This is a genomic window from Pseudoflavonifractor phocaeensis, from assembly GCF_038439875.1.
Lineage (GTDB): Bacteria > Bacillota > Clostridia > Oscillospirales > Oscillospiraceae > Vermiculatibacterium.
In genome coordinates this window covers 303728-329207 of the sequence record NZ_JBCDMT010000002.1, presented here as the reverse complement: position 1 = coordinate 329207, position 25480 = coordinate 303728, and the positions used below count along the sequence as shown (strand labels likewise).

25 protein-coding genes are annotated in these 25480 nt (G+C 62.0%); 19 read left to right on the top strand and 6 right to left on the bottom strand.

From position 1 onward, the window contains the following. The first annotated feature begins 22 nt into the window (after positions 1-22). The 4 genes from AAEU42_RS03625 (at position 23) to nrdG (ending at position 3822) form a co-directional block, all read left to right on the top strand. On the top strand, positions 23-250 hold the full coding sequence (locus tag AAEU42_RS03625; protein WP_342232166.1) for a YlcI/YnfO family protein: 228 nt from the start codon (positions 23-25) through the stop codon (positions 248-250). After that, a complete protein-coding gene (locus AAEU42_RS03620; RefSeq protein ID WP_342232356.1) occupies positions 196-564 on the top strand; it encodes a hypothetical protein in 369 nt (122 codons plus the stop codon). Before AAEU42_RS03625 ends, AAEU42_RS03620 begins: the two co-directional genes overlap by 55 nt. A gap of 200 nt (positions 565-764) precedes the next feature. After that, a complete protein-coding gene (nrdD, locus tag AAEU42_RS03615; protein ID WP_342232165.1) occupies positions 765-2945 on the top strand; it encodes an anaerobic ribonucleoside-triphosphate reductase in 2181 nt (726 codons plus the stop codon). A 352-nt stretch (positions 2946-3297) separates the two neighbouring features. Next, positions 3298-3822 (top strand): anaerobic ribonucleoside-triphosphate reductase activating protein, encoded by a 525-nt coding sequence (nrdG, locus tag AAEU42_RS03610; protein WP_342232164.1) that lies wholly within the window; start codon positions 3298-3300, stop codon positions 3820-3822. Positions 3823-3887: 65 nt separating this feature from the next. Here nrdG and AAEU42_RS03605 read toward each other — a convergent pair whose 3' ends face one another. Further along, the gene (locus tag AAEU42_RS03605; protein ID WP_342232163.1) at positions 3888-4535 is read right to left on the bottom strand and encodes a DJ-1/PfpI family protein; all 648 of its coding nucleotides are present in this window, start codon (positions 4533-4535) and stop codon (positions 3888-3890) included. A 107-nt stretch (positions 4536-4642) separates the two neighbouring features. On the opposite strand from AAEU42_RS03605, the gene AAEU42_RS03600 reads away from it, so the two are divergent. After that, positions 4643-5575 (top strand): helix-turn-helix transcriptional regulator, encoded by a 933-nt coding sequence (locus AAEU42_RS03600; RefSeq protein ID WP_342232352.1) that lies wholly within the window; start codon positions 4643-4645, stop codon positions 5573-5575. A gap of 154 nt (positions 5576-5729) precedes the next feature. Beyond that, entirely contained in the window at positions 5730-6509 is a 780-nt protein-coding gene (locus AAEU42_RS03595) for a TIGR04255 family protein (RefSeq protein ID WP_342232162.1), read from the top strand. Positions 6510-6568: 59 nt separating this feature from the next. On the opposite strand, the gene AAEU42_RS03590 is transcribed toward AAEU42_RS03595, so the two are convergent. Both AAEU42_RS03590 and AAEU42_RS03585 read right to left on the bottom strand, forming a co-directional pair. Further along, positions 6569-8323, bottom strand: a complete 1755-nt coding sequence (locus AAEU42_RS03590) for a DEAD/DEAH box helicase (protein WP_342232161.1) — start codon at positions 8321-8323, stop codon at positions 6569-6571. A 287-nt stretch (positions 8324-8610) separates the two neighbouring features. Then, on the bottom strand, positions 8611-9168 hold the full coding sequence (locus tag AAEU42_RS03585; protein WP_342232160.1) for a GNAT family N-acetyltransferase: 558 nt from the start codon (positions 9166-9168) through the stop codon (positions 8611-8613). A gap of 231 nt (positions 9169-9399) precedes the next feature. Here AAEU42_RS03585 and AAEU42_RS03580 point away from each other — a divergent pair, with 231 nt between their 5' ends. The 3 genes from AAEU42_RS03580 to AAEU42_RS03570 all read left to right on the top strand — a co-directional run bounded on the left by AAEU42_RS03580 (position 9400) and on the right by AAEU42_RS03570 (position 12723). Next, complete coding sequence (locus AAEU42_RS03580) at positions 9400-9864, top strand: MarR family winged helix-turn-helix transcriptional regulator (RefSeq protein ID WP_342232159.1); 465 nt, start codon at positions 9400-9402, stop codon at positions 9862-9864. Next, positions 9861-11192 carry an MATE family efflux transporter gene (locus AAEU42_RS03575; protein ID WP_342232158.1) on the top strand — a complete coding sequence of 444 codons (1332 nt, stop codon included), beginning with the start codon at positions 9861-9863 and terminating at the stop codon, positions 11190-11192. Before AAEU42_RS03580 ends, AAEU42_RS03575 begins: the two co-directional genes overlap by 4 nt. An 88-nt stretch (positions 11193-11280) precedes the next feature. Further along, positions 11281-12723: a nicotinate phosphoribosyltransferase gene (locus AAEU42_RS03570; protein ID WP_342232157.1), complete on the top strand. Its 1443-nt coding sequence runs from the start codon at positions 11281-11283 to the stop codon at positions 12721-12723. 107 nt (positions 12724-12830) lie between these two features. On the opposite strand, the gene AAEU42_RS03565 is transcribed toward AAEU42_RS03570, so the two are convergent. Together AAEU42_RS03565 and AAEU42_RS03560 are read right to left on the bottom strand one after the other, a co-directional pair. Beyond that, complete coding sequence (locus tag AAEU42_RS03565; protein ID WP_342232156.1) at positions 12831-13865, bottom strand: stalk domain-containing protein; 1035 nt, start codon at positions 13863-13865, stop codon at positions 12831-12833. Between the two features lie 90 nt (positions 13866-13955). Continuing rightward, a complete protein-coding gene (locus AAEU42_RS03560) occupies positions 13956-14711 on the bottom strand; it encodes a tRNA lysidine(34) synthetase (RefSeq protein WP_342232155.1) in 756 nt (251 codons plus the stop codon). Positions 14712-14935: 224 nt separating this feature from the next. Here AAEU42_RS03560 and rplM point away from each other — a divergent pair, with 224 nt between their 5' ends. Together rplM and rpsI are read left to right on the top strand one after the other, a co-directional pair. Continuing rightward, complete coding sequence (gene rplM, locus AAEU42_RS03555; protein WP_342232154.1) at positions 14936-15367, top strand: 50S ribosomal protein L13; 432 nt, start codon at positions 14936-14938, stop codon at positions 15365-15367. Between the two features lie 19 nt (positions 15368-15386). Beyond that, positions 15387-15791, top strand: coding sequence for a 30S ribosomal protein S9 (rpsI, locus tag AAEU42_RS03550; protein ID WP_342232153.1), 405 nt, complete (start codon positions 15387-15389; stop codon positions 15789-15791). A gap of 289 nt (positions 15792-16080) precedes the next feature. Here rpsI and AAEU42_RS03545 read toward each other — a convergent pair whose 3' ends face one another. After that, positions 16081-16272 carry a hypothetical protein gene (locus AAEU42_RS03545; RefSeq protein ID WP_342232152.1) on the bottom strand — a complete coding sequence of 64 codons (192 nt, stop codon included), beginning with the start codon at positions 16270-16272 and terminating at the stop codon, positions 16081-16083. On the opposite strand from AAEU42_RS03545, the gene AAEU42_RS03540 reads away from it, so the two are divergent. The 8 genes from AAEU42_RS03540 (at position 16265) to AAEU42_RS03505 (ending at position 25471) form a co-directional block, all read left to right on the top strand. Then, a complete protein-coding gene (locus AAEU42_RS03540; protein ID WP_342232151.1) occupies positions 16265-17287 on the top strand; it encodes a methionine ABC transporter ATP-binding protein in 1023 nt (340 codons plus the stop codon). The genes AAEU42_RS03545 and AAEU42_RS03540 overlap by 8 nt on opposite strands. Beyond that, complete coding sequence (locus AAEU42_RS03535) at positions 17280-17960, top strand: methionine ABC transporter permease (RefSeq protein ID WP_342232150.1); 681 nt, start codon at positions 17280-17282, stop codon at positions 17958-17960. Before AAEU42_RS03540 ends, AAEU42_RS03535 begins: the two co-directional genes overlap by 8 nt. A gap of 205 nt (positions 17961-18165) precedes the next feature. Next, positions 18166-19044, top strand: a complete 879-nt coding sequence (locus AAEU42_RS03530; RefSeq protein WP_342232149.1) for a MetQ/NlpA family ABC transporter substrate-binding protein — start codon at positions 18166-18168, stop codon at positions 19042-19044. A 159-nt stretch (positions 19045-19203) separates the two neighbouring features. Continuing rightward, entirely contained in the window at positions 19204-20391 is a 1188-nt protein-coding gene (locus AAEU42_RS03525) for a M20 metallopeptidase family protein (RefSeq protein ID WP_342232148.1), read from the top strand. Positions 20392-21277: 886 nt separating this feature from the next. Next, positions 21278-22102 (top strand): purine-nucleoside phosphorylase, encoded by an 825-nt coding sequence (locus AAEU42_RS03520; RefSeq protein WP_342232147.1) that lies wholly within the window; start codon positions 21278-21280, stop codon positions 22100-22102. 106 nt (positions 22103-22208) lie between these two features. Further along, on the top strand, positions 22209-22457 hold the full coding sequence (locus AAEU42_RS03515; protein WP_342232146.1) for a hypothetical protein: 249 nt from the start codon (positions 22209-22211) through the stop codon (positions 22455-22457). A 20-nt stretch (positions 22458-22477) separates the two neighbouring features. Continuing rightward, positions 22478-23776, top strand: coding sequence for an amidohydrolase family protein (locus AAEU42_RS03510; protein WP_342232145.1), 1299 nt, complete (start codon positions 22478-22480; stop codon positions 23774-23776). A 48-nt stretch (positions 23777-23824) separates the two neighbouring features. Beyond that, on the top strand, positions 23825-25471 hold the full coding sequence (locus AAEU42_RS03505) for a putative polysaccharide biosynthesis protein (protein WP_342232144.1): 1647 nt from the start codon (positions 23825-23827) through the stop codon (positions 25469-25471). Positions 25472-25480: the final 9 nt, after the last annotated feature.

Below are 25480 nucleotides of genomic sequence, written 5' to 3'. Positions count from 1 at the left end.
ACTTAACACAACAAGTCGTATTGTGGGTGGTACCGTGAGGCGAAAATTTAAAATTCCTCAGGTGCCATCCACTACGGTAAAAAGCGTCCGTTTTCCCAACGATGTAATGGAACAGGTAGAGACCGCAATCAAGGGAACAGGCTGTACATTCTCCGCCTTTGTCGTGGAGGCCACACGGGTGGCCCTGGAGGATTTATGCGAAGAAAACAATACTTCCTGCTCGGGTGCGGAGTTTTCCCGGAATCTCTGACCACAAAGATTTCCGTCGCCGCCGCGGAGTGTGCCGTCTTTCTGGTGGACAGACAAATCCCGCCCATCATCACCGACCTGCCCCTCTACGGCGTCCCCGTCGAAAATTGGATCTTCCCCCCGCAGCGGAGCATCTCACGGGATTACTGGCAGCGGTTCGACCGGGACGAGGCCTACTTTGACAGCCTGCTCCGCCCCGGGGACGAGGTCCACGCCTTCGCCTACGTCCGGGACCCCTCCCACCGGGACGTCCTGATGGAACTGGATGAATTCTGCGACGTCAAGGAAGCACGGCTCCGCCTTCATCTTTTTTGATGGGGGCGGACAATTTTTTGCCCCGCCGGGCGCGGGAGCCCAGGGGCCGCTGTCCACAGCGGCCCGCCCCCGTTTCCACATTTAGCAACATCGTCAAAAAATAAACACTATATCTTGTGTTTTTCCTCTTGCGGATTTCCTACAAATGGTGTATACTTTCCCTACTTCACCACAAGATAATACCAGAGAGGGGAACCAAAATGAAGATCATCAAGAGGAGCGGCACCGAGGTCGCTTTTGACGCCGCCAAGATCGCCGCCGCCATCGCCAAGGCCAACGCCGCCACCACCGGCGCACGGGAGCTGACCCCCGGCCAGATCACCGACATGTCCGCCCGGGTGGAGCAGACCGCCGCCCAGATGGGCCGCACCCTGTCCGTGGAGGAGATCCAGGAGTTGGTGGAGACCGAGCTGATGAAGGAGGGGGCCTACGAGACGGCCAAGCGGTACATCCGCTACCGCTACACCCGCTCCCTGGCCCGGGCCGCCAACACCACCGACGAGCAGATTTTGACCCTCATCGAGTCCAACAACGAGGAGGTCATGCAGGAGAACTCCAACAAGGACCCCAAGGTCAACGCCGTCCAGCGGGACTACATGGCGGGCGAGGTCTCCAAGGACATCTCCCGCCGGGTCCTCCTGCCCCAGGATATCGTGGAGGCCCACGAGGCCGGCATCATCCACTTTCACGACATGGACTACTTCGCCCAGCACATGCACAACTGCGACCTGGTGAACCTGGAGGACATGCTGCAGAACGGCACCGTCATCTCGGGCACCATGATCGAGAAGCCCCACTCCTTCTCCACCGCCTGCAACATCGCCACCCAGATCATCGCCCAGGTGGCCTCCAACCAGTACGGCGGGCAGTCCATCTCCCTGGCCCACCTGGCCCCCTTCGTGGACGTGTCCCGCCAGAAGATCCGCCGGGACGTCACCGAGGAGTGCCGCCTTCTGAACAACGGCACTGTGGACGAGGCGGTGGTCTCCCAGATCGTGGAAAAGCGCCTGCGGGAGGAGATCCGCAAGGGCGTCCAGACCATCCAGTACCAGGTGGTCACCCTCATGACCACCAACGGCCAGGCCCCTTTCATCACCGTGCTCATGTACCTGGGCGAGGCCCGGAACGAGCAGGAGAAAAAGGATCTCGCGGTCATCATCGAAGAGACCCTCAAGCAGCGCTATGAGGGGGTCAAGAACGAGGTGGGCGTTTTCGTCACCCCCGCCTTCCCCAAGCTCATCTACGTCCTGGAGGAGGACAACATCCACGCCGATTCCCCCTACTGGTACCTCACCCAGCTCTCCGCCAAGTGCACCGCCAAGCGGCTGGTGCCCGACTATATCTCCGAGAAGATCATGCTCCGGGACAAGGTGGATAAAAACGGCGAGGGCCACTGCTACACCTGCATGGGCTGCCGCTCCTTCCTCACCCCCTACGTGGACCCGGAGACCGGCAAGCCCAAGTATTACGGCCGCTTCAACCAGGGCGTTGTGACCCTGAATCTGGTGGACGTGGCCCTCTCCTCCGGCGGGGACATGGAGCGGTTCTGGTCCGTCTTTGACGAGCGGCTGGACCTGTGCTACCGGGCCCTCATGTGCCGCCACAACCGGCTGAAGGGCACCCTCTCCGACGCCGCCCCCATCCTCTGGCAGTACGGCGCCATCGCCCGGCTGAAAAAGGGGGAGCCCATCGACAAGCTCCTCTACAACGGCTACTCCACCATCTCCCTGGGCTACGCCGGACTCTATGAGTGCGTGAAGTATATGACCGGCAAGTCCCACACCGAGGAGGGGGGCACCGACTTCGCCCTGGAGGTCATGCGTTACCTCAACAAGGCCACCGCCGCCTGGAAGGCCCAGGAGCACATGGACTTCTCCCTCTACGGCACCCCCCTGGAGTCCACCACCTACCGTTTCGCCAAGTGCCTCCAGAAGCGGTTCGGGGTGATCCCCGGGGTAACCGACAAGGCGTATATTACCAACAGCTATCACGTCCACGTCACCGAGCCCATCGACGCCTTCGATAAGCTGGCCTTTGAGGCCCAGTTCCAGACCCTCTCCCCCGGCGGGGCCATCAGCTACGTGGAGGTTCCCAACATGCAGGACAACCTCCCCGCCGTCCTCTCCGTCATCCAGTTCATCTACGACCACATCATGTACGCCGAGCTGAACACCAAGTCCGACTACTGCCAGGTCTGCGGCTTCGACGGTGAGATCCAGATCGTGGAGGACGACGGCAAGCTGGTCTGGGAGTGCCCCCACTGCCACAACCGGGACCAGGACAAGATGAACGTGGCCCGGCGCACCTGCGGCTATATCGGCACCCAGTTCTGGAACCAGGGAAGGACGCAAGAGATCAAGGAGCGGGTGCTCCATCTGTAAAAAATCATTTTTCCCGCCGCTCTGCCGTTCCGTTAACTCACGCTAAGCTCGCTTCGCTCGCCAAGCGTGAGTAAATGGAACCAGGGCCGGACCCAGGAGATCAAGGAGCGGGTCCTGCATCTGTAAAGGGCCTCCCGCCTCTGCCCACGTTCCCCTCATCCGCCCCAGTTTGCGAACTGGGGCACCTTCCCCCAGGGGAAGGTCTCCTCCTGCGGAAGGCTTTCCTGGAGGTTTAGTGGCCCTTAGCGGTAGCTTAGGGCCACTTAATGCAAGCGAAGTCGTTGAAGCTGGCTGGCCAAAGGCCAGACTGATGAGGGGACCCCCCCTACACCCTTTTTTGTGAGGTCATTGCATGAATTACGGCAACATCAAGCGCCGGGACATCGCCGACGGCATCGGCGTCCGGGTGACCCTCTTCGTCTCGGGCTGCACCCACCACTGTAAGAACTGCTTCCAGGCCGAGACCTGGGACTTCGCCTTCGGCCAACCCTTCACCGAGGACACCCAGCGCCAGCTTTTGGAGGATTTGTCCCCCAGCTTCATTGACGGGCTCACCCTCCTGGGCGGAGAGCCCTTCGAGCCGGACAACCAGCGCGCCCTGACCCCCTTCCTCCACCGGGTGCGGGAGGCCTGCCCCCACAAGACCATCTGGGCCTACTCCGGCTACACCCTGGAGGAGCTCACCGGCCAGGTCCCCTCCCGCTGCCGCTGCGAGGTCACCGACGAGATGCTCTCTCTGGTGGACGTGCTGGTGGATGGAAAATTTGTGGAGGAGCTCAAGGATATCACCCTCCGCTTCCGGGGCTCGTCCAACCAGCGGCTCATCGACCTGAACGCCACCCGGAGGGCCGGGACCATCGTCCTCTGGGAGGGATAAAACCAACGCGCGGGCGGATGAATTCCGCCCGCGCGTTGGTTTTATCTGACCGCAAATGCCTGGCTCTATTTGGCGCGGCTCTCCATGTCGGACGGCAAGGTTTGCATGAGGGCAAAGAAATGTTCCGGCTTCCCGGTGCTGAAATACTCATACCAAGCCTCCAGGGTGTCTGACCGAAAAACGCCTAAGTGTCCGATGATTTGCTTTGCCCACAGCAAAGCACCGGCGGAGCCAGCGGTAATCAGGTTGTGATCCGCCACAGAAAGTTGATCCACATAAAAGCTCCGCCCCCCATAACCGGGGGCCGCCATTTCAAGAAATCCCGGCCCGTTGCTGGTATGGGGGCGCCGGTCCAGCAACCCCGCTCCGGCAAGCGCGGCGGTGGCCCCGCAGATGGCGCACACCGTGGCGCCCGCGGAGAGAAGCTGAGCCGCTTTTTCGATGATCGCGCCATGCTTCGGATCACTCCACTCGGCCGCTCCCGGCAGCAGCAGCACGCTTGTCTCGTTCACGATCATCTCTTCGATCAGGCAGTCGGGCGTGACCGTCAGCCCGCCCATGGTGCGGACCGGCTCCTTTGAGCGGCTCACTGTTTTGAGGATCACCCGCCGGGCGTCCTTTTTGAAAAACCGGCCGGAATTCAATTCCGCGGTGACATACCCCAGCTCCCAGTCCGCTAACGTGTCCAGAATGTAAACATAGATGGTAAGCATACAGTTCCTCCATTTTTATTCTTTGATTGATTTACCTGCGGTTTCATTGTACGATATCATTGTTGACAACAGCATGGCCACAATTCAATTTGAAAGGCGGTTGTCAAATGAAAATCGACAGGCTCGTCAGCATTATTATGCTCCTTCTCAATCAGGGACGGATCGGCGCGGTGGAGCTGGCGGAACGGTTTGAGGTCTCGCCCCGCACCATCTACCGTGACATAGACGCCATCAATATGGCGGGGATCCCTGTCCGCTCCACAACCGGCGTGGGCGGCGGCTTTGAGATCATGCCGGAATATAAGCTGGACAAAAAGGTGTTTTCCGCCGCTGACCTTTCCGCTCTCCTGATGGGGCTTTCCAGCCTTTCCAACATCGTGCGGAGGGATGAGCTGGTACACGCCCTCGCCAAAATCAAGAGCTTTATCCCCGCCGACCGGGCGAAGGACATCGAATTGCGGGCGGATCAAATACGGATCGATCTAAGTCCGTGGATGGGCAGCCCGGTGATACCCTCCTATTTGGAAACGATCCAGGCGGCTTTGCGGGAAAACAGGCTGCTGACCTTTGACTATATCGCCCATCACGGAAACAAGACCGCGCAAACCGTCGAGCCCTATCAGCTGGTATGGAAAAGCAGTCATTGGTATTTTCAAGGCTACTGCCATCAAAGGAATGATTACCGCTTATTCAGGCTCTCCCGCATCTCAAACCTGCGGCTGCGGGAGGAAACCTTCGCGCCCCGTGGGTATCAAAAACCGATTTTGGACTTTGCGGAGACTTGGGAGGCGATACAAATAAAAATCAAGCTCCGAATCCATAAATCCGTGATGGACCGTGTGCTTGATTATTGCGCCTATGAGAATTTTTCGCCGGACGGGGACGAGCATTACATCGTCAGCTTCCCCTTCTTAGAGAACGACTACTACTACGACATTCTTATGGGCTTTGGGCCCCGATGCGAGTGTCTGGAGCCGGCGCCCGTCCGCGCGGAAATGAAACGCAGAATACATGATATGGCCGCCCGATACAAAAACTAGAACCAAATCACCCGCATCTGACCTGCGTTTCCCATGCGATTCCGGTTTTCCGGCGGTTTTTCTCCCAGGCGGAGACTTTTCCCTCTTTCTTTTGACATTTCCGCCGCAAACGGGTACAATAGGCGTGTATCACTTATGGAAGGAGCCAAACACGATGTTGTTTTCCGATAACGCCCGTTTTTCCTATGCCAACCCCCAGCTGATCGAGACCATCTGCCAGCTGCGCTTCCCCACCATCCTGTCCATCGGCAGCACCGAGCCCGCCCAGTTCCAGGAGACCATCCGGGCTGATTTCCCCAAGTACGTGGCCCGGCAGGAGCAGCAGCCACCCCGGGTGGTGAACAACAAGCTGGAGCAGCAGCCCCCCATCACCAACTATAACTTTATCTCTACCGACGGGCTGTGGAAGATCAACCTGACCAGCACCTTCATCGCCCTATCCACCCTCCGGTACACCCGCTGGGAGGAGTTCGCCCAGAAGCTGGACAAGACCCTGGCCCTTTTCATCCAGATCTACCAGCCCGCCTTTTTCGAGCGCATCGGCCTGCGCTACGTCAACGCCTTCTCCCGCAAGCGGCTTGGCCTGGAGGGGGAGCTGTGGGACGACCTCATCAACGCCCCCTTCATCGGCGTTCTCTCGGAGCCCGACATCGAGGAGGGCGCCGTCACCAAAAACGCCCTGGACGTGGAGATGAGCCTGGGGGAGAACCGCCGCATGAAGCTCCACGCCGGGCCCGGCCTCCTCAACGGGGGCAAGCAGGACCCCGAGCCCAAGTTCATCCTGGACGGCGATTTCTCCGTGATGGACAAGCAGATCCCCGCCGACCGCATCGCCGAGGACCTGAACGGCCTCCATGACTACGCCGTACGGCTGTTCAACTCCGCCGTCACCCAGGAGCTTCGGGACGCCATGGGCCCCACGCCCCTGGACTGACCGGACTCCTTTCCCCATCAAACAAAAAGCGCGCTGAGAAACTTCTCAGCGCGCTTTCCTTATCCCTCAAAATCGGGTATCTTTTTCTTTCGCCGGGCCGGTCCGCCCCGCTGGGCCAGCTGGCGTTTTTCGATCCGCTCCGCCGCGAAGCGGGCGGCCTTGGAGCCCGGGCGGGCCGGGCGGCTCTTGGTCCGCTCCGTGCCCGCCAGCCGGACGGTGTGGGTGGGCCGCCCGCAGATCTTGCACCCCAGCATGGACTCCACCACGTCCCCTGCCCGGTCGGCGGGGACCGCCACCACGGAGTAGTCGGGCAGGATGTGGATCTTCCCCACCTCCCTGCCCGAGAGGCCGGACCGCTCGGTGATGGCCCCCACCAGGTGCTTGGTCTCCACCCCGTTGGCCGAACCGATGTCCACCACCACTTCGGTGTAGGCCGTGGGGCCCCCCTTGACCCCCGTCCGGTCCGCCTCCCGGCGGCTCTGCCGGTTTACCTGGCTGTGGATGTCCGCGGGGAGGTCCCGCTGGGGAAAGCAGAGGCTCAGGGCGGCGGCGGCCACCTGCCGGGGAGAAAAGCCCCGCTCCTCCAGCGCCTCCACCATGCCCTCGCAGCTCTGGTCAGGGCCGGCCTCCAGCAGGGCCGCCATGGCCTCCACGTTCCCCTGCTCCTCCCGGGCCCGGATCTCCTCCCGGGTGGGCAGTTGGTCCTGGCGGATCTCAGCCTTCACCGCCCGGGCCAGATCCCGCACCGCGTACATCTGCCGCTTTCCGGAAAAGAGGGTGATGGCGCTGCCCGACTTCCCCGCCCGGGCCGTCCGGCCGATGCGGTGGACATAGTACTCGGTGCTCATGGGGATATCATAGTTGATGACGTAATCCACGTCGCTGACGTCGATGCCCCGGGCGGCCACGTCGGTGGCGATGAGGATGGCCACCCGGCCTCGCTTGAACTCGTTCATCACCCGGGTGCGCTGGACCTGCTTCAGATCCCCGTGGATGCTCTCGGCGGAGAAGCCCCGGCCGTTCAAATACTCCCCCAGCTCATCCACCATGTGCTTGGTGTTGCAGAAGATCAGCGCCCGCCGGGGCCGGTGGAACCGCAGCAGCAGGTCCAGCGCCTCCTTCTTCTGGCTGATGGGGGTCTCCACGCAGCTTTGGTCGATGCGCTCGATGGTGACCTGGCTCTTGTCGATCTCCACCATCTGGGGGTTCTTTTGGAAGGTCTTGGCCAGCTCCAGGATGGCGGGGGGCATGGTGGCGGAGAACAGGACAGTCTGCCGCTCCGGGGGCGTCTCCCTCAAAATGGTCTCGATGTCCTCCTTGAAGCCCATGTTGAGCATCTCGTCGGCCTCGTCCAGGATGACCATCCTCAGGTTTTTCAGCTTGATGGTCTTGCGGCGCATATGGTCCATCACCCGCCCCGGGGTGCCCACCACCACGTTGCACCGCCGTAGCTGGATGAACTGCCGCTCCATGTTGGCCCCGCCGTAGACCTCCGCCAGCCGGATGCCTGGCAGGAACCGAGCCAGCTTCCGCAGCTCCTCCCCCGCCTGCTGGGCCAGCTCCCGGGTGGGGCAGAGGATCAACGCCTGGATGGTGGGCTTCTCCTCGGCGGTGTCGATGGCCTCCAGGGCGGGGATGCCGAAGGCGGCCGTCTTGCCCGTGCCCGTCTGGGACTTGGCGATGACGTCCGCCCCGGCCCGGATCAGGGGGATCACCTGGGCCTGGATGGGGGTGGCGGCGTCAAAGCCCATGGCCTCCACGGCCTTTTCGATGCGGGGATCAAGCTCGAGCTGGGAAAACTGCGTTTGTGTCATCTGGTACCCTCAATTCTTTCCAAGTTTCGTTCCAAAAGAAAAAACGAGGATAAACTCCTCGTTTCAGTCAAAACCGATATGCCGTCATTTATTCTCAAACAGTATAGCACCTCCCGCCGCCCTGTGTCAAACCCTTCTTTTCCCCCTCCCTTTTTAGGATAAGGGTTGCTTTTTGGCAGGGTAAACTGCTTTTCGTCAAAACAGTCCAAAAGAATCCCCGCGCTTTTTCGGCGCGGGGATTTTCAATTAATGCGCCTTATGCCAATAAGGCGTACTGGAACTAAACCCTATAAAACTGCATAGGTAAATACATTTAAATCTACGATTTCTTTACCACCCCAGTTTTTCTCTTGAACAGTATTGGGTTCTTTTAAAAAACCATTTTTTGTTAGTGCTTTTTCAGAAAATACATTTTCAGGCATAACAAATGCTTTCAACTTTTGAATGCCCAAATCATTACAAAGGTAATCCATTATAAGCCTTACTGCATCAGTCGCAATCCCTCTATGCCAATACGATTCGTTTATGCGGTAGCCAATCGTTATTTGGTTCATTCTTTTTTTATAATTAAACAGTTCTGCAAGCCCTATGAGCTTATTGGGTTCATCACACAGATAAATGCCTGCAATAATCAGTTTCTTTTTATCGAAATCTCTCCCGCCCAAGTTTCTAATTGCAGCAAGCAAATTGCCTCTGCTCTTTTTATACAGGAATGGAGGTACATATTGATAGACGTTAGGATTATTCGTAATTTCCATAAGGTCGTCCACATCATCTTCAACCATTTTCCTGATGATAATATGGTCATTTCTCAGGTATGGAAATGTTTCAAACAGCTCTGCCATTATATTACCGCCTTCGTTCGTCTTATCTGCCTAATACGACCTACCCTGTTTTCCATTTTATCATATGAACCGGTTCCTCTCAATGCTGTTTGGTGAGATCGGCGGACATTTTACCAGCAACGCTTATCTGAAAAAGGGACGCTCCCCCTCCCTTGACAAAAGTCCGAATTCGTACTATACTGTCTCCTCGCGGCAAGTACGAAATCAGACTATTCAGCAGGAGGATGTCCGATGGAACATCAGGCACAGTATAGCGACCTGCTCCAGCTCAGCAAGGAGCTGGACCACATCTACCATGAGGTCTCCCTCAAAATGGGGCTGTCGGACAGCGGCTTTTCCCTCCTGTACGCCCTGTGCGAGCGGGGGGTGCCCACCGCCCCCTCCGAACTCTACGCCGAGTGGTCCCTCTCCAAGCAGACGGGCCACTCCGCCCTGCTGGCCCTGGAGAGACGGGGGCTGGTGGCCCTCTCCCCCGACCCCAGGGACGGGCGGGGCAAGCTGGTGGCCCTGACCCCCGCCGGGGCGGTCTACGTCAAACAGACCATCCAGCCCCTTATGGCGGCGGAGCGGTCGTCCTTCGCCCGCCTGACGGGGGAGGAGCAGAACCAGCTGGTGGCTCTGACGGAAAAATCCGTGATACTATTGAAGGAGGAACTCTCGGGCCTGCTTTCCGGGCCCGCTGGAACACAGTTATGACCATCCAATTATCCGATCACTTCAGCTTTCACAAGCTCTTTCGCTTCACTCTGCCCTCCATCGTCATGATGATCGTCACCTCCATCTACTCGGTGGTGGACGGCCTCTTCGTCTCCAATCTGGTGGGGGACAACGCTCTGGCGGCGGTGAACATCATCTTCCCCCTAACCATGATCGTGGGGGCCTTCGGCTTCATGCTTGGCACCGGCGGCAGCGCCGAGGTGGCCCGGGCCATGGGCATGGGGGAGCCGGACAAGGCCCGGCAGTACTTCACCACCCTGATCCTCACCGTGGTGGCGGGAGGCGCCCTCCTCTCCGCTTTATGCATCCTCTTCATCCGCCCCCTCTCCATCCTGCTGGGGGCCAGCCAGGTGCTTCTGGCCGACTGCGTCTCCTACGGCACCATCATGCTGGCGGGCAGCGTGCCCTTCATGCTCCAGACCAGCTTCCAGAGCTTCCTGGTGGCGGCGGAGCGGCCCAAGATGGGCCTGACCCTCTCCCTGGCGGCGGGGGTGACCAACATGGTCCTGGACTACCTCTTCATCTACGTGCTGGGCTGGGGGGTGGCGGGGGCCGCCCTGGCCACCGTGTGCGGCTATCTGGTGGGTGGGGTCATCCCCCTGGTGTACTTCCTCCTGCCCAACAAGAGCCCCCTGCGGCTGGTAAAGACCCGCCTCTACCCCCGGATGCTGCTGAAAAGCTGCGCCAACGGCTCCTCGGAGCTGATGACCAACGTCTCCTCCTCCCTGGTGACCGTCCTCTACAACCACCAGCTCATGGCCCTGGTGGGGGAGGCCGGTGTGGCGGCCCTCTCCGTGATGATGTATATCAACTTCGTCTTTTCCGCCGCCTTCATCGGCTTTTCCATGGGGGCCGCCCCCATCTTCAGCTACCAGTACGGCGCGGGCAACGAGGGGGAGCTAAAAAGCCTCTTCCGCAAATGCCTCACCGTCACCGGCGTCCTCTCCCTGGCCATGGCCCTCTCCGCCCAGCTCTTCGTGGGGCCCCTGGCGGGGGTCTTCGTGGGCTACAACCCGGCGCTGAAAGAGCTGACCATCGGCGGCTTCCGCATTTTCGCCCTGTGCTTCCTCTTCTCCGGGCTCAATATTTTCGGCTCCTCCTTCTTTACCGCCCTGGGGGACGGCGCGGCCTCCGCCGCCATCGCCTTCCTGCGGACCCTGGTCTTTCAGTGCGGCGCCATCCTGCTCCTCCCCGTTTTCTTCGGCCTCACCGGGGTCTGGGCCGCCACCGCCGCGGCCGAGACCCTGGCGGCGGGGATCACCATTTTGTTCCTCCACCTGCGCAAAAAACGTTACCGCTACCTGTGACCGGCGGCGGGCCTTGGGAAGTTTTTCTTTTCTTCCGGGCCGCTTGGGGGTATAATACGGTTAATATTTTGTTTGGGAGGATTTCTCCATGAAAGAGCACCTCAACTATACCATGCTGTGCGATTTCTATGAGCTGACCATGGGCAACGGCTACTTCGAGACCGGCCTGGCCGACCAGATCTGCTACTTCGACGTCTTCTTCCGCAACGTCCCCGACGAGGGGGGCTTCGCCATCGCCGCCGGATTGGAGCAGGTCATCGACTACGTGGAAAATCTGGCCTTCGACGACGAGGACATCCAATACCTCCGGGGCAAAAACTGCTTCAGCGAGGCCTTTCTCACCTACCTGAAGGATTTCCGCTTCACCGGCGACATCTGGGCCGTGCCCGAGGGGACCCCCATCTTCCCCAGGGAGCCCATCCTCACCGTCCGGGCCCCCGCCATCCAGGCCCAGTTCATCGAGACCTTTCTGCTCCTGACCCTCAACCACCAATCCCTAATCGCCACCAAGACCAACCGCATCGTCCGGGCCGCCCAGGGCCGCCCGGTCAGCGAGTTCGGCTCCCGCCGGGCCCAGGGGCCGGACGCCGCCCTCCTGGGGGCCCGGGCCTCCTACATCGCGGGCTGCTCCGGCACCGCCTGCACCCTGGCCGACGAGCTCTACGGCTCCCCCGCCGGGGGCACCATGGCCCACTCCTGGGTCCAGATGTTCCCCGACGAGCTCACCGCCTTCCGCACTTACTGCCAGCTCTATCCCCACAACGCCACCCTGCTGGTGGACACCTACAACGTCCTGGGCTCCGGCGTGCCCAACGCCATCAAGGCCTTCAAAGAAGTGCTCCTCCCCCAGGGCATCACCTCCTGCGGCATCCGGCTGGACTCCGGGGACCTGGCCTACCTGTCCCGGAAGGCCAGGAAGATGCTGGACGACGCCGGGCTCACCGGCTGCAGGATCTTCGCCTCCAACGCCCTGGACGAGTACATCATCCGGGACCTCTTCCTCCAGGGGGCCCAGATCGACGCCTTCGGCGTGGGGGAACGGCTCATCACCTCCCGCTCGGAGCCCGTCTTTGGCGGGGTGTACAAGCTGGCCGCCGTGGAGGACAAGGACGGGAACATCATCCCCAAGATCAAGATCTCCGAAAACCCCGCCAAAATCACCACCCCCCACTTCAAAAAGGTCTACCGCCTCTTCGACAACGAGGGGGGCAAGGCCTTCGCCGACCTGGTCACCCTCCACGACGAGACGGTGGACGCGTCCAAGCCCCTGGAGCTCTTCGACCCCGACGCCACCTGGAAGCGCAAGACCTTCACCAACTTCACCGCCCAGGAGCTGCTGGTGCCCATCTTCCAGGGGGGCCGGCTGGTCTATCCCCGCCCCTCCATCCAGGAAATCCGGGCCTACTGCGCCCGGCAGATCGAGCTGCAGTGGGACGAGGTCAAGCGCTTTGAAAACCCCCACAACTACTACGTGGACCTGTCCCAGAAGCTCTGGGACATCAAGCAGGAGCTGCTGGAAGAGCAGGGCTGAGCCGGCGGCGGTAAAAGGAAATCAAAAGAGCGGGCCGTCCCTTCGGGACGGCCCGCTCTTTTTGTCTGTCTTTCTCCCGCACCCGGGAGTTGAAGCGGGGCCCGTTCTTAAAAAGTGATGCCCCAGCTCTCCACCTTCAAATCATGGAGGGAAGCCAGGTCGGAGGCGGCTACGGAGGTGACGCCCTCCCTGGCGGTGACGGTCCGGGTCAGCTCGGTGACCATGTCCCCCTCCACCACGGCGGTGTCCCCGCCGATGGTCAGGGTGTACAGGCTCCTGCCGTCCTTCTCCACCTCGATCTGGTCGGGGCGCTCGGCGCTCCAGGTCACCTCACAGCCCAGGGCCTCGGCCAGGCTGCGGACGGGCAGCATCAGCTCCTCGTCCTCCACGTAGGGGACCGCGGGCAGCTCCAGCTTTTCGCCGTTGACCGCCACGTCGTCCACGCCGTTCAGGCTCAGCCAGCCGGCGTAGTCATAGGGGAACACCATCACCTTGGAAGGGGTGGTCTGGGCGGGCATGCTCATGGCCACCATGCTGTACCAGGCCAGGACCTTGGCGCCGGGCTTGATGCTGTCCAGCCCCACCGCATCCTTGGTCTGGTAGGAGAACAGCTCGGTGTCCTCGTTCATGTGGAGCACGATGCTTCCGTTGGTAAGGGCGGAGACCGTGCCGTCCTCTTTCCTGCTCACCCGCTGGACCTCCAGGTAGGTGGGCACGTGGAAATCCTGGGGGATATTGCACACGATGACCATGGCGGAGGTCTGGGGCGGCAGGCTCCTGGTCATGGCGGGAGAGGCCCAGGCGTAGATCGTGTCGCTCTCCTTCACATCCTCCAGGCTCCGGCTCTCCCCGGTGACGGCGTCCACAACGGCGGTCTTTTCGGAGACGTGGAGGACCACATCCCCTTTCTCGTCGCCCCGGGCCAGCAGCAGGCCGTTTTCCAGCACAGAGGTAACGGTGCCGTACAGCTCCACGGGATCAAGCGTCCGCTGCTGGGGCAGCTGGAAACCGGGGGCCCCGCCGCCGATGACCATATCCTGCTCCCCGCCCTCCGCCAGGGGCGCCCCAGGGTCCGCCGCCAGGGCGGGCACGGCCAGCAGGACGGCGGCCAGGGCGCCGCAGGCAAAACGTTTCATATTCATATCAAACAACTCCTTTGATCTCTGCCCGGATACGGGCCTTTTGACCGGTTAGACGGCGCGGCCGGGAAGAAGTTCCCTCCCCCGCGCCCTTTATTCCTCGGGCAGCGGCCGCCGCCGGTGCTCCAGGGGCCCCCACTCGGGGAGGGGCAGGCGCTGCATGGCGCCGAACACCCGGTCCTTGAGCCCCGGGTATTTGTGCTCCAGCTCCGCCACCAGCTCCTTCACCTCCTGGCGCCTGGTATAGCCGTCGGCGGGGCAGGGGTTGTGGACCACGGGCAGGCCGTTGCGCTTCGCCGCCCCCCGGACCATCCCCTCCCCGCAGTAGAGGAGGGGCCGGATCTGGGTGATGCCGGTGCGGGTCAGCTCGGTGACCGGCTGGAAGCAGGACAGCCGCCCCTCGTAAAAGAGGGAGAGAAAGAAGGTCTCCACCGCGTCGTCGAAGTGGTGGCCCAGGGCGATCTTGTGGATGCCCTTTTCCACCAGGGCGTTATGGAGGGCCCCCCGGCGCATCTTGGCGCACATGGAGCAGGGGTTCTTCTCCCGGCGCAGGTCAAAGATGATGTGGCTCACCTCGCTGGGGATGAGGGTGAAGGGCACGCCGATGGACGCGCAGTAGTCGGCCACCGGGCCGAAGTCCATCCCCTCCCCGCCGTCCACCGCCCCCATGTCCAGGGTGACGGCCTCCACGGTAAAGGGCTTGGGGTAGAACTTGGACAGCTTGGCCAGGGCGGTCAGGGTCACCAGGGAGTCTTTCCCCCCCGAGACCCCCACCGCCACGGTGTCCCCGGCCTGGATCATGTCGTAATCCTCCACGCACCGCCGGACCAAAGAGAGTATTTTCTCCATAAAACGCCTCCGAAAAATTGAAAATCGAAATCGAGAATAAGCGAGATACAGCGAGGAAAAAGCCGTATACAAGAGCTTTCAACTTTCTAAATTAAAAAATCCAAAAAAGCCGTTGACACCCGGCAACCACCGTATTATAATACAAAACGCTCCAACCGTCCAGGTTTGGGGCACTTTCTTCGTGAAAAGGCTCGTTTTGAGCAGTTAGAATTGGAGGTTTCACCATGTCCACTTTTATGGCAAACAAGGGCAACATCGTCCGCAAGTGGTATATCCTCGATGCGGCCGGCAAGCCCCTGGGCAAGACCGCTGTCATCGCCGCTGACCTGCTGCGGGGCAAGCGCAAGCCCGAGTACACTCCCCACGCCGACTGCGGCGACTTCGTCATCATCCTCAACGCCGAGAAGGCCGTCCTCACCGGCAAGAAGCCCGAGCAGAAGTTCTACCGTCACCACACCGGCTGGGTCGGCGGCCTGAAGGAGATCAATTACCGCCTGCTGATGCAGAAGGATCCCGAGCTGGCCATGAAGCTGGCCGTGCGCGGCATGATGCCCCGCAACACTGTCACCAAGGACTCCCTCTCCCGGCTGCACATCAGCCGCGGCGGCGAGCACAAGTACGCCGCCCAGAAGCCCGAGCCCTGGACGATGGACTAAGTAGGAGGTAACTAGAATTATGTATAAGAGCAAGAAGCCTTATCTGTACGGCACCGGCCGTCGGAAGTCCTCCGTGGCCCGGGTGCACCTGTTCCCCAACGGCACCGGCGCCATCACCATCAACGGCCGTGACATCGACGAGTATTTCGGCCTGGACACCCTGAAGCTCATTGTCCGTCAGCCCCTGGTCACCACCGACCTGGTGGGCAAGGTGGACATCGAGGCCACCGTCACCGGCGGCGGCGTCACCGGCCAGGCCGGCGCCATCCGTCACGGCATCGCCCGCGCCCTGCTGGAGGTCAACCCCGAGTACCGCGCCGCCCTCAAGGCCGCCGGCTTCCTCACCCGTGACCCCCGTATGAAGGAGCGCAAGAAGTACGGCCTGAAGGCCGCCCGTCGGGCTCCCCAGTTCAGCAAGCGCTGATTTTTCCCCATCCATACGAAGTACCGCCTTTCGGGGCGGTACTTCTTTTTTGCGCCGCCCCTGCGGGAGCCTTTTGTCCAATGCCCCTGGCCCCCTCCTATCTGCCGGGCGTCAAGCGCAAACGCCGTCAAAAATCAGAAAAAGCCCCTCCACCCCGGGCACTTTTTCTCCAAATTGCCCAAATGTCCAATTTTTCATTGACAGCCGAACCACGGGGTGCTAGTATAAATCCCAACAAGAAAACCCGGGTCACGGGGTAGGAATCGAGGCGGGCTGGCATGGCGTACTGTTATGGAATGATGATGCGGATGATGGACATGGCTATGATGCCGATGCCCACGATGCCTTGCGCCTCCGCACCCGGAAGCATTCGATAACGGTCGGCCGTCTCAGGCTGTATTGGGAATCGAAGAGTGGGAAGCGGCGACGCTTCCCACTCTTTTTGTTTTGTTTTGAGGAAATGAGGGATGACCATGATCAAGCTGGTTCACGTCAGCAAGACCTTTGGCGACGGCGAAACCGGAGTCCACGCCGTGCGGGACGTTTCCCTGGAGATCGCTCCGGGAGAGATCTTCGGCATCATCGGCTACTCCGGCGCGGGCAAGTCCACCCTGGTGCGGTGCATCAACCTGCTGGAGCGGCCCACCGACGGCACCGTGACGGTGGACGGCCAGGAGCTGACACGAATGCCGGAGCGGGACCTGCGGGCGGTACGGAAGAAGATCGGCATGATCTTCCAGCACTTCAACCTGATGCCCTCCCGTACCGTGGCCCAGAACGTGGCCTTCCCCCTCAAGGGGGTGGACAAGGCGGAGACCGACCGCAAGGTAAAGGAGCTTTTGGAGCTGGTGGGCCTGCCCGACAAGGCGGACGCTTATCCCTCCCAGCTCTCCGGCGGCCAGAAGCAGCGGGTGGCCATTGCCCGGGCATTGGCCAGCGGCCCCAAGGTCCTCCTGTGCGACGAGGCCACCTCCGCTCTGGACCCGCAGACCACCCGCTCCATTCTCCGCCTGATCCAGGACATCAATCAAAAGACGGGCATCACCGTGGTCATCATCACCCACGAGATGGCGGTGGTCAAGGACATCTGCCGGCGGGTGGCCGTCATGGACGGCGGCCGTGTGGTGGAGGAGGGGGACGTGTTCTCCATCTTCTCCTCCCCCAGAGAGGCCGTGACCCGCTCCTTCATCTCCACCACCTCCAATCTGAGCAAGGTGGAGGAGCTGATGGAGGCCGGCTCCCCCATCGTGGACCTCTCCCCCGGCCAGCTTTTGGTGCGGATGACCTATATCCAGAAAAGCGCGTCCGAGGCCATCATCTCCGACCTCTCCCGCCGGTTCGGGGTGGACATCAACATCATTTACAGCAATCTGGAGGTCATCGAGGACGCCCCCCTGGGCGGGCTGGTGGCCGTCCTGGGCGGCGACCGGGCCCAGGAGGCGCTGGAATACTGGACGTCGAAAAATGTACGGGCGGAGGTGCTGAAACGTGGCTGAGCTTTTATATTCCATCATCCCCAACGTAGTGGACCGGTCCGACCAGCTCTGGCAGGCCTTTGTCCAGACCATCCAGATGGTGGGCATCTCCGGCGCCATCTCTCTTCTCTTCGGCATCCCTCTCGGCGTTCTTCTCTTCACCACCAGGACCGGCGGCATCCTGCAAAACCGCCCTCTCCACTTTCTTTTGAGCAAATTCTGCGACGTGTTCCGCTCCATCCCCTTCATTCTCCTGGCCATCCTGCTGCTGGGCCTCTCCCGGCTTATCATGCACACCGCCATCGGGGTCCGGGGGGCCATCATTCCCCTCCTCTTCGGCACCGTCCCCTACCTGGCCCGCCAGGTGGAGGGGGCCCTGGCCGAGGTGCCGGACGGCCTCATCGAGGCGGCCCAGTCCATGGGCTGCTCCCCCTGGGAGATCGTCACCCGGGTCTATTTGAAGGAGGGCATCCCCGGCATCGCCCGGGGCGTCACCATCACCCTCATCTCCCTCATCAACTTCACCGCCATCGCTGGCACCATCGGGGCCGGCGGCCTGGGCAATTTCGCCCTCATGTACGGCCACAGCAAGAACCTGCCCGACATCACCGTGGTGGTCATCCTCATCATCATCGTGCTGGTGAGCCTGGTCCAGGCCGCCGGCAACTACGTCGTCAACCGCTCCACCCACTGACCTACTTTCTTTTGGAAAATAGAACGACACTTAATCTTGTGAAACAAGATTTTAGTGGAGTCCATCCCCTTTAGGGGGGAAAGTAGGCAAAGAAAACTTCCATAAAAGGGCTATACACCGCGCCCTTGTAGGGGCGGATATCATCCGCCCGCACCCCTCGACACCCCACCCATTCAAAAGGATTTATATTTAGGAGGAAACAGACATGAACAAGAACAAATTTCTGACCCTGGGGCTCTCCGCCGCCCTCACCCTTTCCCTGGCCGCCTGCGGCGGCGGGAACACCACCGAGAGCAAGACCCCCGAGTCCGCCGCCCCCAGCGCCGCCGCGGAATCCGCCCCCGCCGCCGACCTCACCATCGTCAAGGTGGGCGTGGTGGGCGCCAACAACGAGCAGTGGGACACCGTCAACGAGCTGCTGGCCAAGGACAACATCAAGTGCGAGATGGTGGAGTTCTCCGAGTACAAGCTTCCCAACGAGGCCCTGAACGCTGGGGAGATCGACCTGAACGCCTTCCAGCACAAGGCCTACCTCAACAAGGAGATCGCCGACCTGGGCTATGACCTCTCCGTCCTGGGCGACACCATCATCGCCCCCCTGTCCCTCTACTCCGACAAGATCACCTCTGTGGAGGAGCTCAAGGAAAACGACAAGATCGCCGTCCCCAGCGACCCCACCAACGAGGGCCGCTGCTTCAAGATCCTGGAGACCGCCGGGCTCATCGAGGTGGACCCCGAGGCGGGTTACACCCCTGAGCTCAAGGACATCACCGCCAACCCCCTGAACCTGGAATTCGTGGAGGTGGAGGCCGCCAACACCGCCAGCCTCCTGCCCGACGTCACCGCCGCCTTCATCAACGGCGCCCACGCCGTGGACAACGGTCTGAACGTGAAGGACGCCATTTACACCGAGCAGGTCCAGCCCGGCAGCGACAACCCCTACATCAACATCATCGCCGTCCGCACCGCCGACCTGGAGAACGAGACCTACCAGAAGGTCCTGGCCGCCTACCAGTCCGCCGAGACCGCCGCCGCCATCGAGGAGATCTTCCAGGGCACCTACCTGCCCGCGTTCGAGTACTAAGCAACCCAAGGGGCGGGCCGCGCACGGCCCGCCCCTTTCCCATCACCCCCGCGGGCGGACACCATCCCCCATCGTATAAACGGCTGCCCTCCGCCCGCAATTCCCCGCCGTAGGGGCGGATAGCATCTGCTCCCACCATTGATAAAGGAGGTCATTTCTATGGGATTTTGGGAAGAAGCCCAGGCCCTATCCCCTTACCTCTCCGCCCTGCGGGAGGAGTTCCACCGCCACCCGGAGGTGAGCCGCCAGGAGTTCTGGACGGCGGAGCGCATCGAAACCGAGCTGGACACCATCGGCATCACCGACCACCGCCGGGTGGATGAAACCGGCGTTTACGCCGTCTTTCATGGGGAGCAGCCCGGGGACCGGGTCATCACCCTGCGCTGCGACATCGACGCCCTGGCCATCCAGGACGAGAAGCGGGAGGTCCCCTACTGCTCCCAGATCCCGGGCCGGATGCACGCCTGCGGCCACGACGCCCACACCGCCGGGCTGCTGGGGGGCGCCAAGCTCCTCTTCGCCCACAAAGCTGAGTTCGGCGGCGAGGTCCGCCTCTTCTTCCAGCAGGCCGAGGAGATCGGCTACGGCGGCCGGGTCTTCGTCAAGGAAGGCCTGCTCGCCGGCTCCGGCCGGGTCTTCGGGGTCCATATGGCCTCCGACCTGGCGGTGGGCACCGTGGGGGTGAAACCGGGGCCCAACAACGCCTCGGTGGACCACTTCACCATCACCGTCACCGGCAAGGCCGCCCACGTCTCCACCCCCCACCTGGGAGTGGACGCCCTCTACATCGCCAGCCAGATCGTGGTGGCCCTCCAAGCCCTGGTGACCCGCCGCACCTCCCCGGTGGAGCCCCTCCTCATCGGGGTGGGGATGCTCCACTCGGGCACCGCTTACAACATCGTGGCGGAGGAAGCGGTGCTGGAGGGCACCATCCGGGCCTGCTCGGTGGAGACCCGGGCCCAGGCCAAGGCGGAGCTGGACGCCCTGTGCGAAGAGACCGCCAGGCTCTACGGCGGCACGGCGGCGGTTGTCTGGGAGGACTTCGCCTCCCCCCTCATCAACGACCCCGGGGCCTGCCGGGAGGTGGGTGCGGTGGTGACTGACCTCTTGGGCCCCCAGGCTCTCGTCACTGACCGCCCCCTCTCCCTGGGGGGGGACGACTTCGCCGAGTTTCTCCTCACCGTCCCCGGCTGCTACGCCTACGTGGGCAGTGCCAGCCCGGACAAGCCGGACACCCAGCGGGCCCACCACAACAACCGCTTCGATATCGACGAGGGGGCGCTGGCTGTTACGGCGGCGCTCCATGCGGAGTACGCCACCCGGTACTTGACCGGGAAAATCGGGTAACGTACCGTATTCCGTTTCGTATTACCTGCTTGCACCTCGGAAGGTGCGTAAATCTGGGGGACATTTCTTTTCGGTCTTAGGGAAGGGTGACCTGGCCGGCATAGCCGGCCAGCCTGCGCTAAAAATGCGCCACCGGCGCATTTTCTTAACGCTGCGGCCCCAGCCCCCCAAAGAAAAGTCTTTTAGTGCAAACCTGCTCGCAGTTTCCCTTTTCAGTAGGAGGTCTACTGCCCAAAGCTAGGGGGAAAAGCACGGGAGCGTCTGTGCGACCCGTGGTCCCTCTCGTGCCGCTCGGCCGCTGACATGGGCTTGACACAGCCTAGTCTTTTAGCCTTCCCCTTGGGGGAAGGTGGCAGCCCGAAGGGCTGACGGATGAGGGGAACTGGGGAAAACACGAAAGGCTCTGCTAGAGCGATAAGTCCCCCTCATCAGTCTGCTTCGCAGACAGCTTCCCCCAGGGGAAGCCTTTATAAACGAACCCCGGGGCCGCTACGAAGTGCGGCCCCGGGGTTTTCTCACGCTCTTGTGAACAGCTTGGGGAGGTTTCCAAGGGTGGGGGTCCAGGGGGAGATTTGTTGGCCCTTAGCGAGGTACGAACTTAGGGCCAGCTAATGCAGCGAAGCTGTTGAGTCGAAACCGCAACGTTAAAAAAACTTGCCAGGGGCAAGTTTTTAGCGTAGGCCGCCCGGCACAGCCGGGCGGGTCTCTCTTTCAGGTGCTTTTCTGTGGGGTGGCTGGGGGGAGGTCTTTTCCAGAAAAGACCTCCCCCCAGATTTCTCCTGCCTCCCAGAAGGCGGGCAAACACGTTGCTTTTTATGGAAAAACGGTGTAAAATACCTTGACTGACCACAAACTACTTTTTTATACCAGAAAGGAAGGATTCCTCATGAGCTATCCCTTTGCCGATTACAAAGAGAGCGCCGACTATATCCGTTCCCAGATCGGTACCTTCACCCCCGACGTGGCCATGGTCCTGGGCTCCGGCCTGGGCTTCCTGGGCGACATCGTGGAAAACCCCATCGTGATCTCCTACCACGACATCCCCCACTTCAAGGTCTCCACCGCCCCCGGCCACAAGGGCCAGCTGGTCCTGGGCACCCTGGCGGGCCAGAAGGTGGCCGTGATGCAGGGCCGGATGCACCACTACGAGGGCTACTCCTACGAGGACGTATCCTACGCCGTCCGGGTCCTGCGGCTGCTGGGCTGCTCCACCCTGGTGGTCACCAACGCTGCCGGGTGCGTCAACACCGCCTGGAACGCCGGCGAGGTGATGCTCATCACCGACCAGATCAAGTTCTTCATGGAGTCCCCCCTCCGGGGCGAGAACCTCCCCGAGTTCGGCACCCGCTTCCCCGACATGTCCAAGATGTACACCCCCGCCCTCCAGGACATCGCCCGGGCCAGCGCCAAGGAGTTGGGCCTCACCCTGCGGGAGGGCGTCTACTGCTACTTCCCCGGCCCCCAGTTCGAGACCCCCGCTGAGGTCCGGGCCGTCCGGGTCCTGGGGGGCGACGCCTGCGGCATGTCCACCGCCCCGGAGGCCACCGCCGCCGTCCACGCCGGGATGAAGCTGCTGGGCTTCACCCTCCTGACCAACATGGCTGCCGGCATCCTGGACCAGCCCCTCTCCGGCGAGGAGGTCAACGAGGCCGCCGAGGCCGCGAAGGACACCTTCTCCAAGCTGGTGCTCTCCTGCCTGGAAAAGATGTAACTTCCTTTTTCCCGAGAGAAAAAGGAAGCAAAAAGAGCTTTCATAACCCCTTTGTTCGGCAGGTCTCCGGTCCTCCCGCCCCTCCTCGGAAAGGAAGGCAGATACGATGATCACCATCTTCAACCGGGCCGAGGTGGCCCTCACCCGGGACCCCCGGCGTCAGGCGGACATCCGCTCCGCCCTGGCCGGGGCGGGGATCGACTACGTCCTCAAGACCGCCGACCCCTATGGGCACACCTATGACCGGGCCAGGGTCGGCACCTTCGGTATGATGGGAGACCACCTGTGCGAGTACCGGTTTTATGTCAATCGCAAGGACTTGGAACTGGCCCGCCATATCCTGGCCGCGCTGTAACGGCTGAAAGGAAGAACGCAATGGCAATCTTATTCAAAAACGTCACCGCCGTCCTGATGGACGACGCCCACACCGTGCTGGACCACGCTTTCGTGGCGGTGGACGGTGGAAAGATTTCCTCCGTGGGCGCCGCCCGGCCGGAGGGGACCTTCGACCGGGAAATCGACGGCCGGGGGGGCATCCTCATGCCCGGCCTGGTGAACGCCCACACCCACGTCCCCATGACCGCCATGCGGGGCTACGGCGACGGCAACAACCTCCAGGACTGGCTGAACGACTTCATCTTCCCCGTAGAGGCCAAGTGGGACGACCGGGCCGTCAGGGCCTGCGCCCAGCTGGGACTCATGGAGATGATAGCCTCGGGCACCACCTGCATCGCCGACATGTATATGCGCACCGGCGTCATCGCCCAGGCGGTGGCCGACGCGGGGCTCTCCGCGAATCTCTGCTGCGGCGGGGTCTTTTTCGGGGAGACGTTCTCCCCCGACGCCTGCGGCGACTGCAAAAACCAGGAGGAGCTCTTCCGGGCGTGGCACGGCTATGATAACGGCCGCATCCGGGTGGACGCCTCCATCCACGGCGAGTACACCTCCCAGCCCGGCCTGTGGGAGTGGACGGCGGACTTCGCCAAGGCCCACGGCCTGGGGATGCACGTGCACATCTCCGAGACCAAGCGGGAGCACGCCGAGTGCAAGGCCCGCTGGGGCGCCTCCCCCATCCGGACCCTGGACAAGTACGGCGTGTGGGACGTCCGCGCCATCGCCGCCCACTGCGTGTGGACTGAGCCCGAGGATTGGGCCCTCATGGCCGAAAAAGGGGTCAGCGCCATCCACAACCCGGTGTCCAACCTGAAGCTGGGCTCCGGGGTGGCCCCTGTCCCCGCCCTGATGAAGGCGGGGGTCAACGTGGCCCTGGGCACCGACGGGGTGTCCTCCAACAACTCCACCGACATGTTCGGCGACATGAAGATCGCCGCCATCCTCCAAAACGGCGTCCACTGCGACCCCCTGGCCCTGAACGCCTGGGACGCGGTGGAGATGGCCACCGTCCACGGGGCCAGGGCTCTGGGCCGGGACACCGGGCGCATCGCCGCCGGCTGTGACGCCGACCTCATCCTCCTGGACCCGGACGCGCCCAACCTCATCCCCTGCCACGACGCGGCCAACAATCTGGCCTACGCCGCCCACGGCGCCGACGTGAAGCTGAATATGTGCCGGGGCAAGGTCATATATGAAAACGGGGCCTTCCTCACCATCGACGCCGACCAGGTGCGCCGGGAGGTGCTGGACTACGCCGTTCCCACCCTGTTCGGGAAGTAAAATTAAGCCCGGAAAGACTTGGGAAATTAGGAAAACCCCGGAAAGGCTGTGGCAAACTTGTCAGAATCCCAGAAAAAAAGCACCTTCTTCGGCGGCGCGGCCATCTTGGCGGCCAGCGCCATCGCCGTGAAGATCATCGGCGCCATCTACCGCATCCCCCTGGGCAACATCCTCCCCGACGAGGTGATGGGGGACTACAACAGCGCCTACAACATCTATAACTTCTTCCTCACCATCTCCACCGCCGGCCTGCCGGTGGCGCTGTCCAAAACCATCTCGGAGGCCAATGCCCTGGGCCGGAAAAATCAGGTCGACAAGACCTTCCGGGTGGCCTTCCTCACCTTCCTCACCATGGGCCTCATCAGCTTTTTCTGCATGACGGTGCTGGCCGCGCCCATGGCGGAGATCGTCATTTCCAATCCCAAGGCGGTCTACTGCGTGATGGCCCTGGCCCCCTCGGTGCTGTGCGTGTGCGTCATGTCGGCCTTCCGGGGCTATTTCCAGGGACACTTCGACATGCGGCCCACCGGCATCTCCCAGGTCATCGAAGCCGGGTTCAAGCTGGTGGTGGGCCTGGCCCTGGCCGTCCTGTTCATGAAGACCCTGGGGGAGAATTTCGGCTCCGTGGGCGCCATCATCGGCGTCTCCTGCGGCAGCGTGGTGGCCCTGATCTATATTCTCTTCCTCTTTTTCCGCGCCCATCGGGGGCGGCAGGTTCGGGGGACCGACCGGCCCGAGGCGTCGGGCCGCATCCTCTCCAACCTTCTGAAGCTGGCCGTCCCCATCACCCTGGGCTCGGCCGCCACGTCCCTGGTGACCCTCATCGACACCAAGTTGGTCATGAGCCAGCTCACCGATATCTTCCACAGGGTGGACGGCCTGATCCTGAACGCCGACGGCACCGGCGCCGCCCTGGATGCCGCCCGGGGGCTCTACGGCATCTACTCCAAGACCATGTCCATCTACAACCTGCCCTTCTCCATGATGGTGCCCCTGACGGCCTGCATCATCCCCGCCGTCTCCGCCGCCCTGGCCAGGCGGGACCGGCGGGAGGCCCAGAAGGTCAGCGAGTCCGCCCTTCGGGTGGGCCTGCTCCTGGCTCTGCCCATGGGCATGGGCCTCTTCGCCCTGGGCGGGCCCATCATGGGCCTGCTGTTCCCCGCCATCGACGTGTCCATCGCCGGGCCGCTCCTCTCCGTGCTGGGGCTGGCCTCCATCTTTGTGGCCCTCCAGCTCTTGTGCAACTCCATCCTCCAGGCCAACGGCATGGTGAACCTGCCCATCCTGGCGGTGATCATCGGCGGGGTGGTGAAGATCCTGGTGAACTACACCCTGGTGGGCAACCCGGACATCCGCATCAACGGCGCCCCGGTGGGCACCCTGTGCTGTTTCATCGTCATCTCCGCGTTGGAGATCTTCATGATCCGCCGGGCCATCCCCTCCCCCCCCAGCTTCCTGCGTGCCTTCGTCAAGCCCTTTATCCCCTCCGCCGTCATGGCTTTGGCGGCCTGGGGGAGCTACGGCCTGCTCACTAATTTCCTCCATCTTGGCAACTCCCTGGCCACTCTGGGGGCCATCTTTGTGGGCGTGGTGGTATACCTGGTTCTGGTGCTGGTCCTGCGCGTCATCTCCAAAGATGACCTGGCCCTCATGCCCAAAGGGGATAAAATCGCGAAAATCCTCCATATCCAGTGATTAATTTGC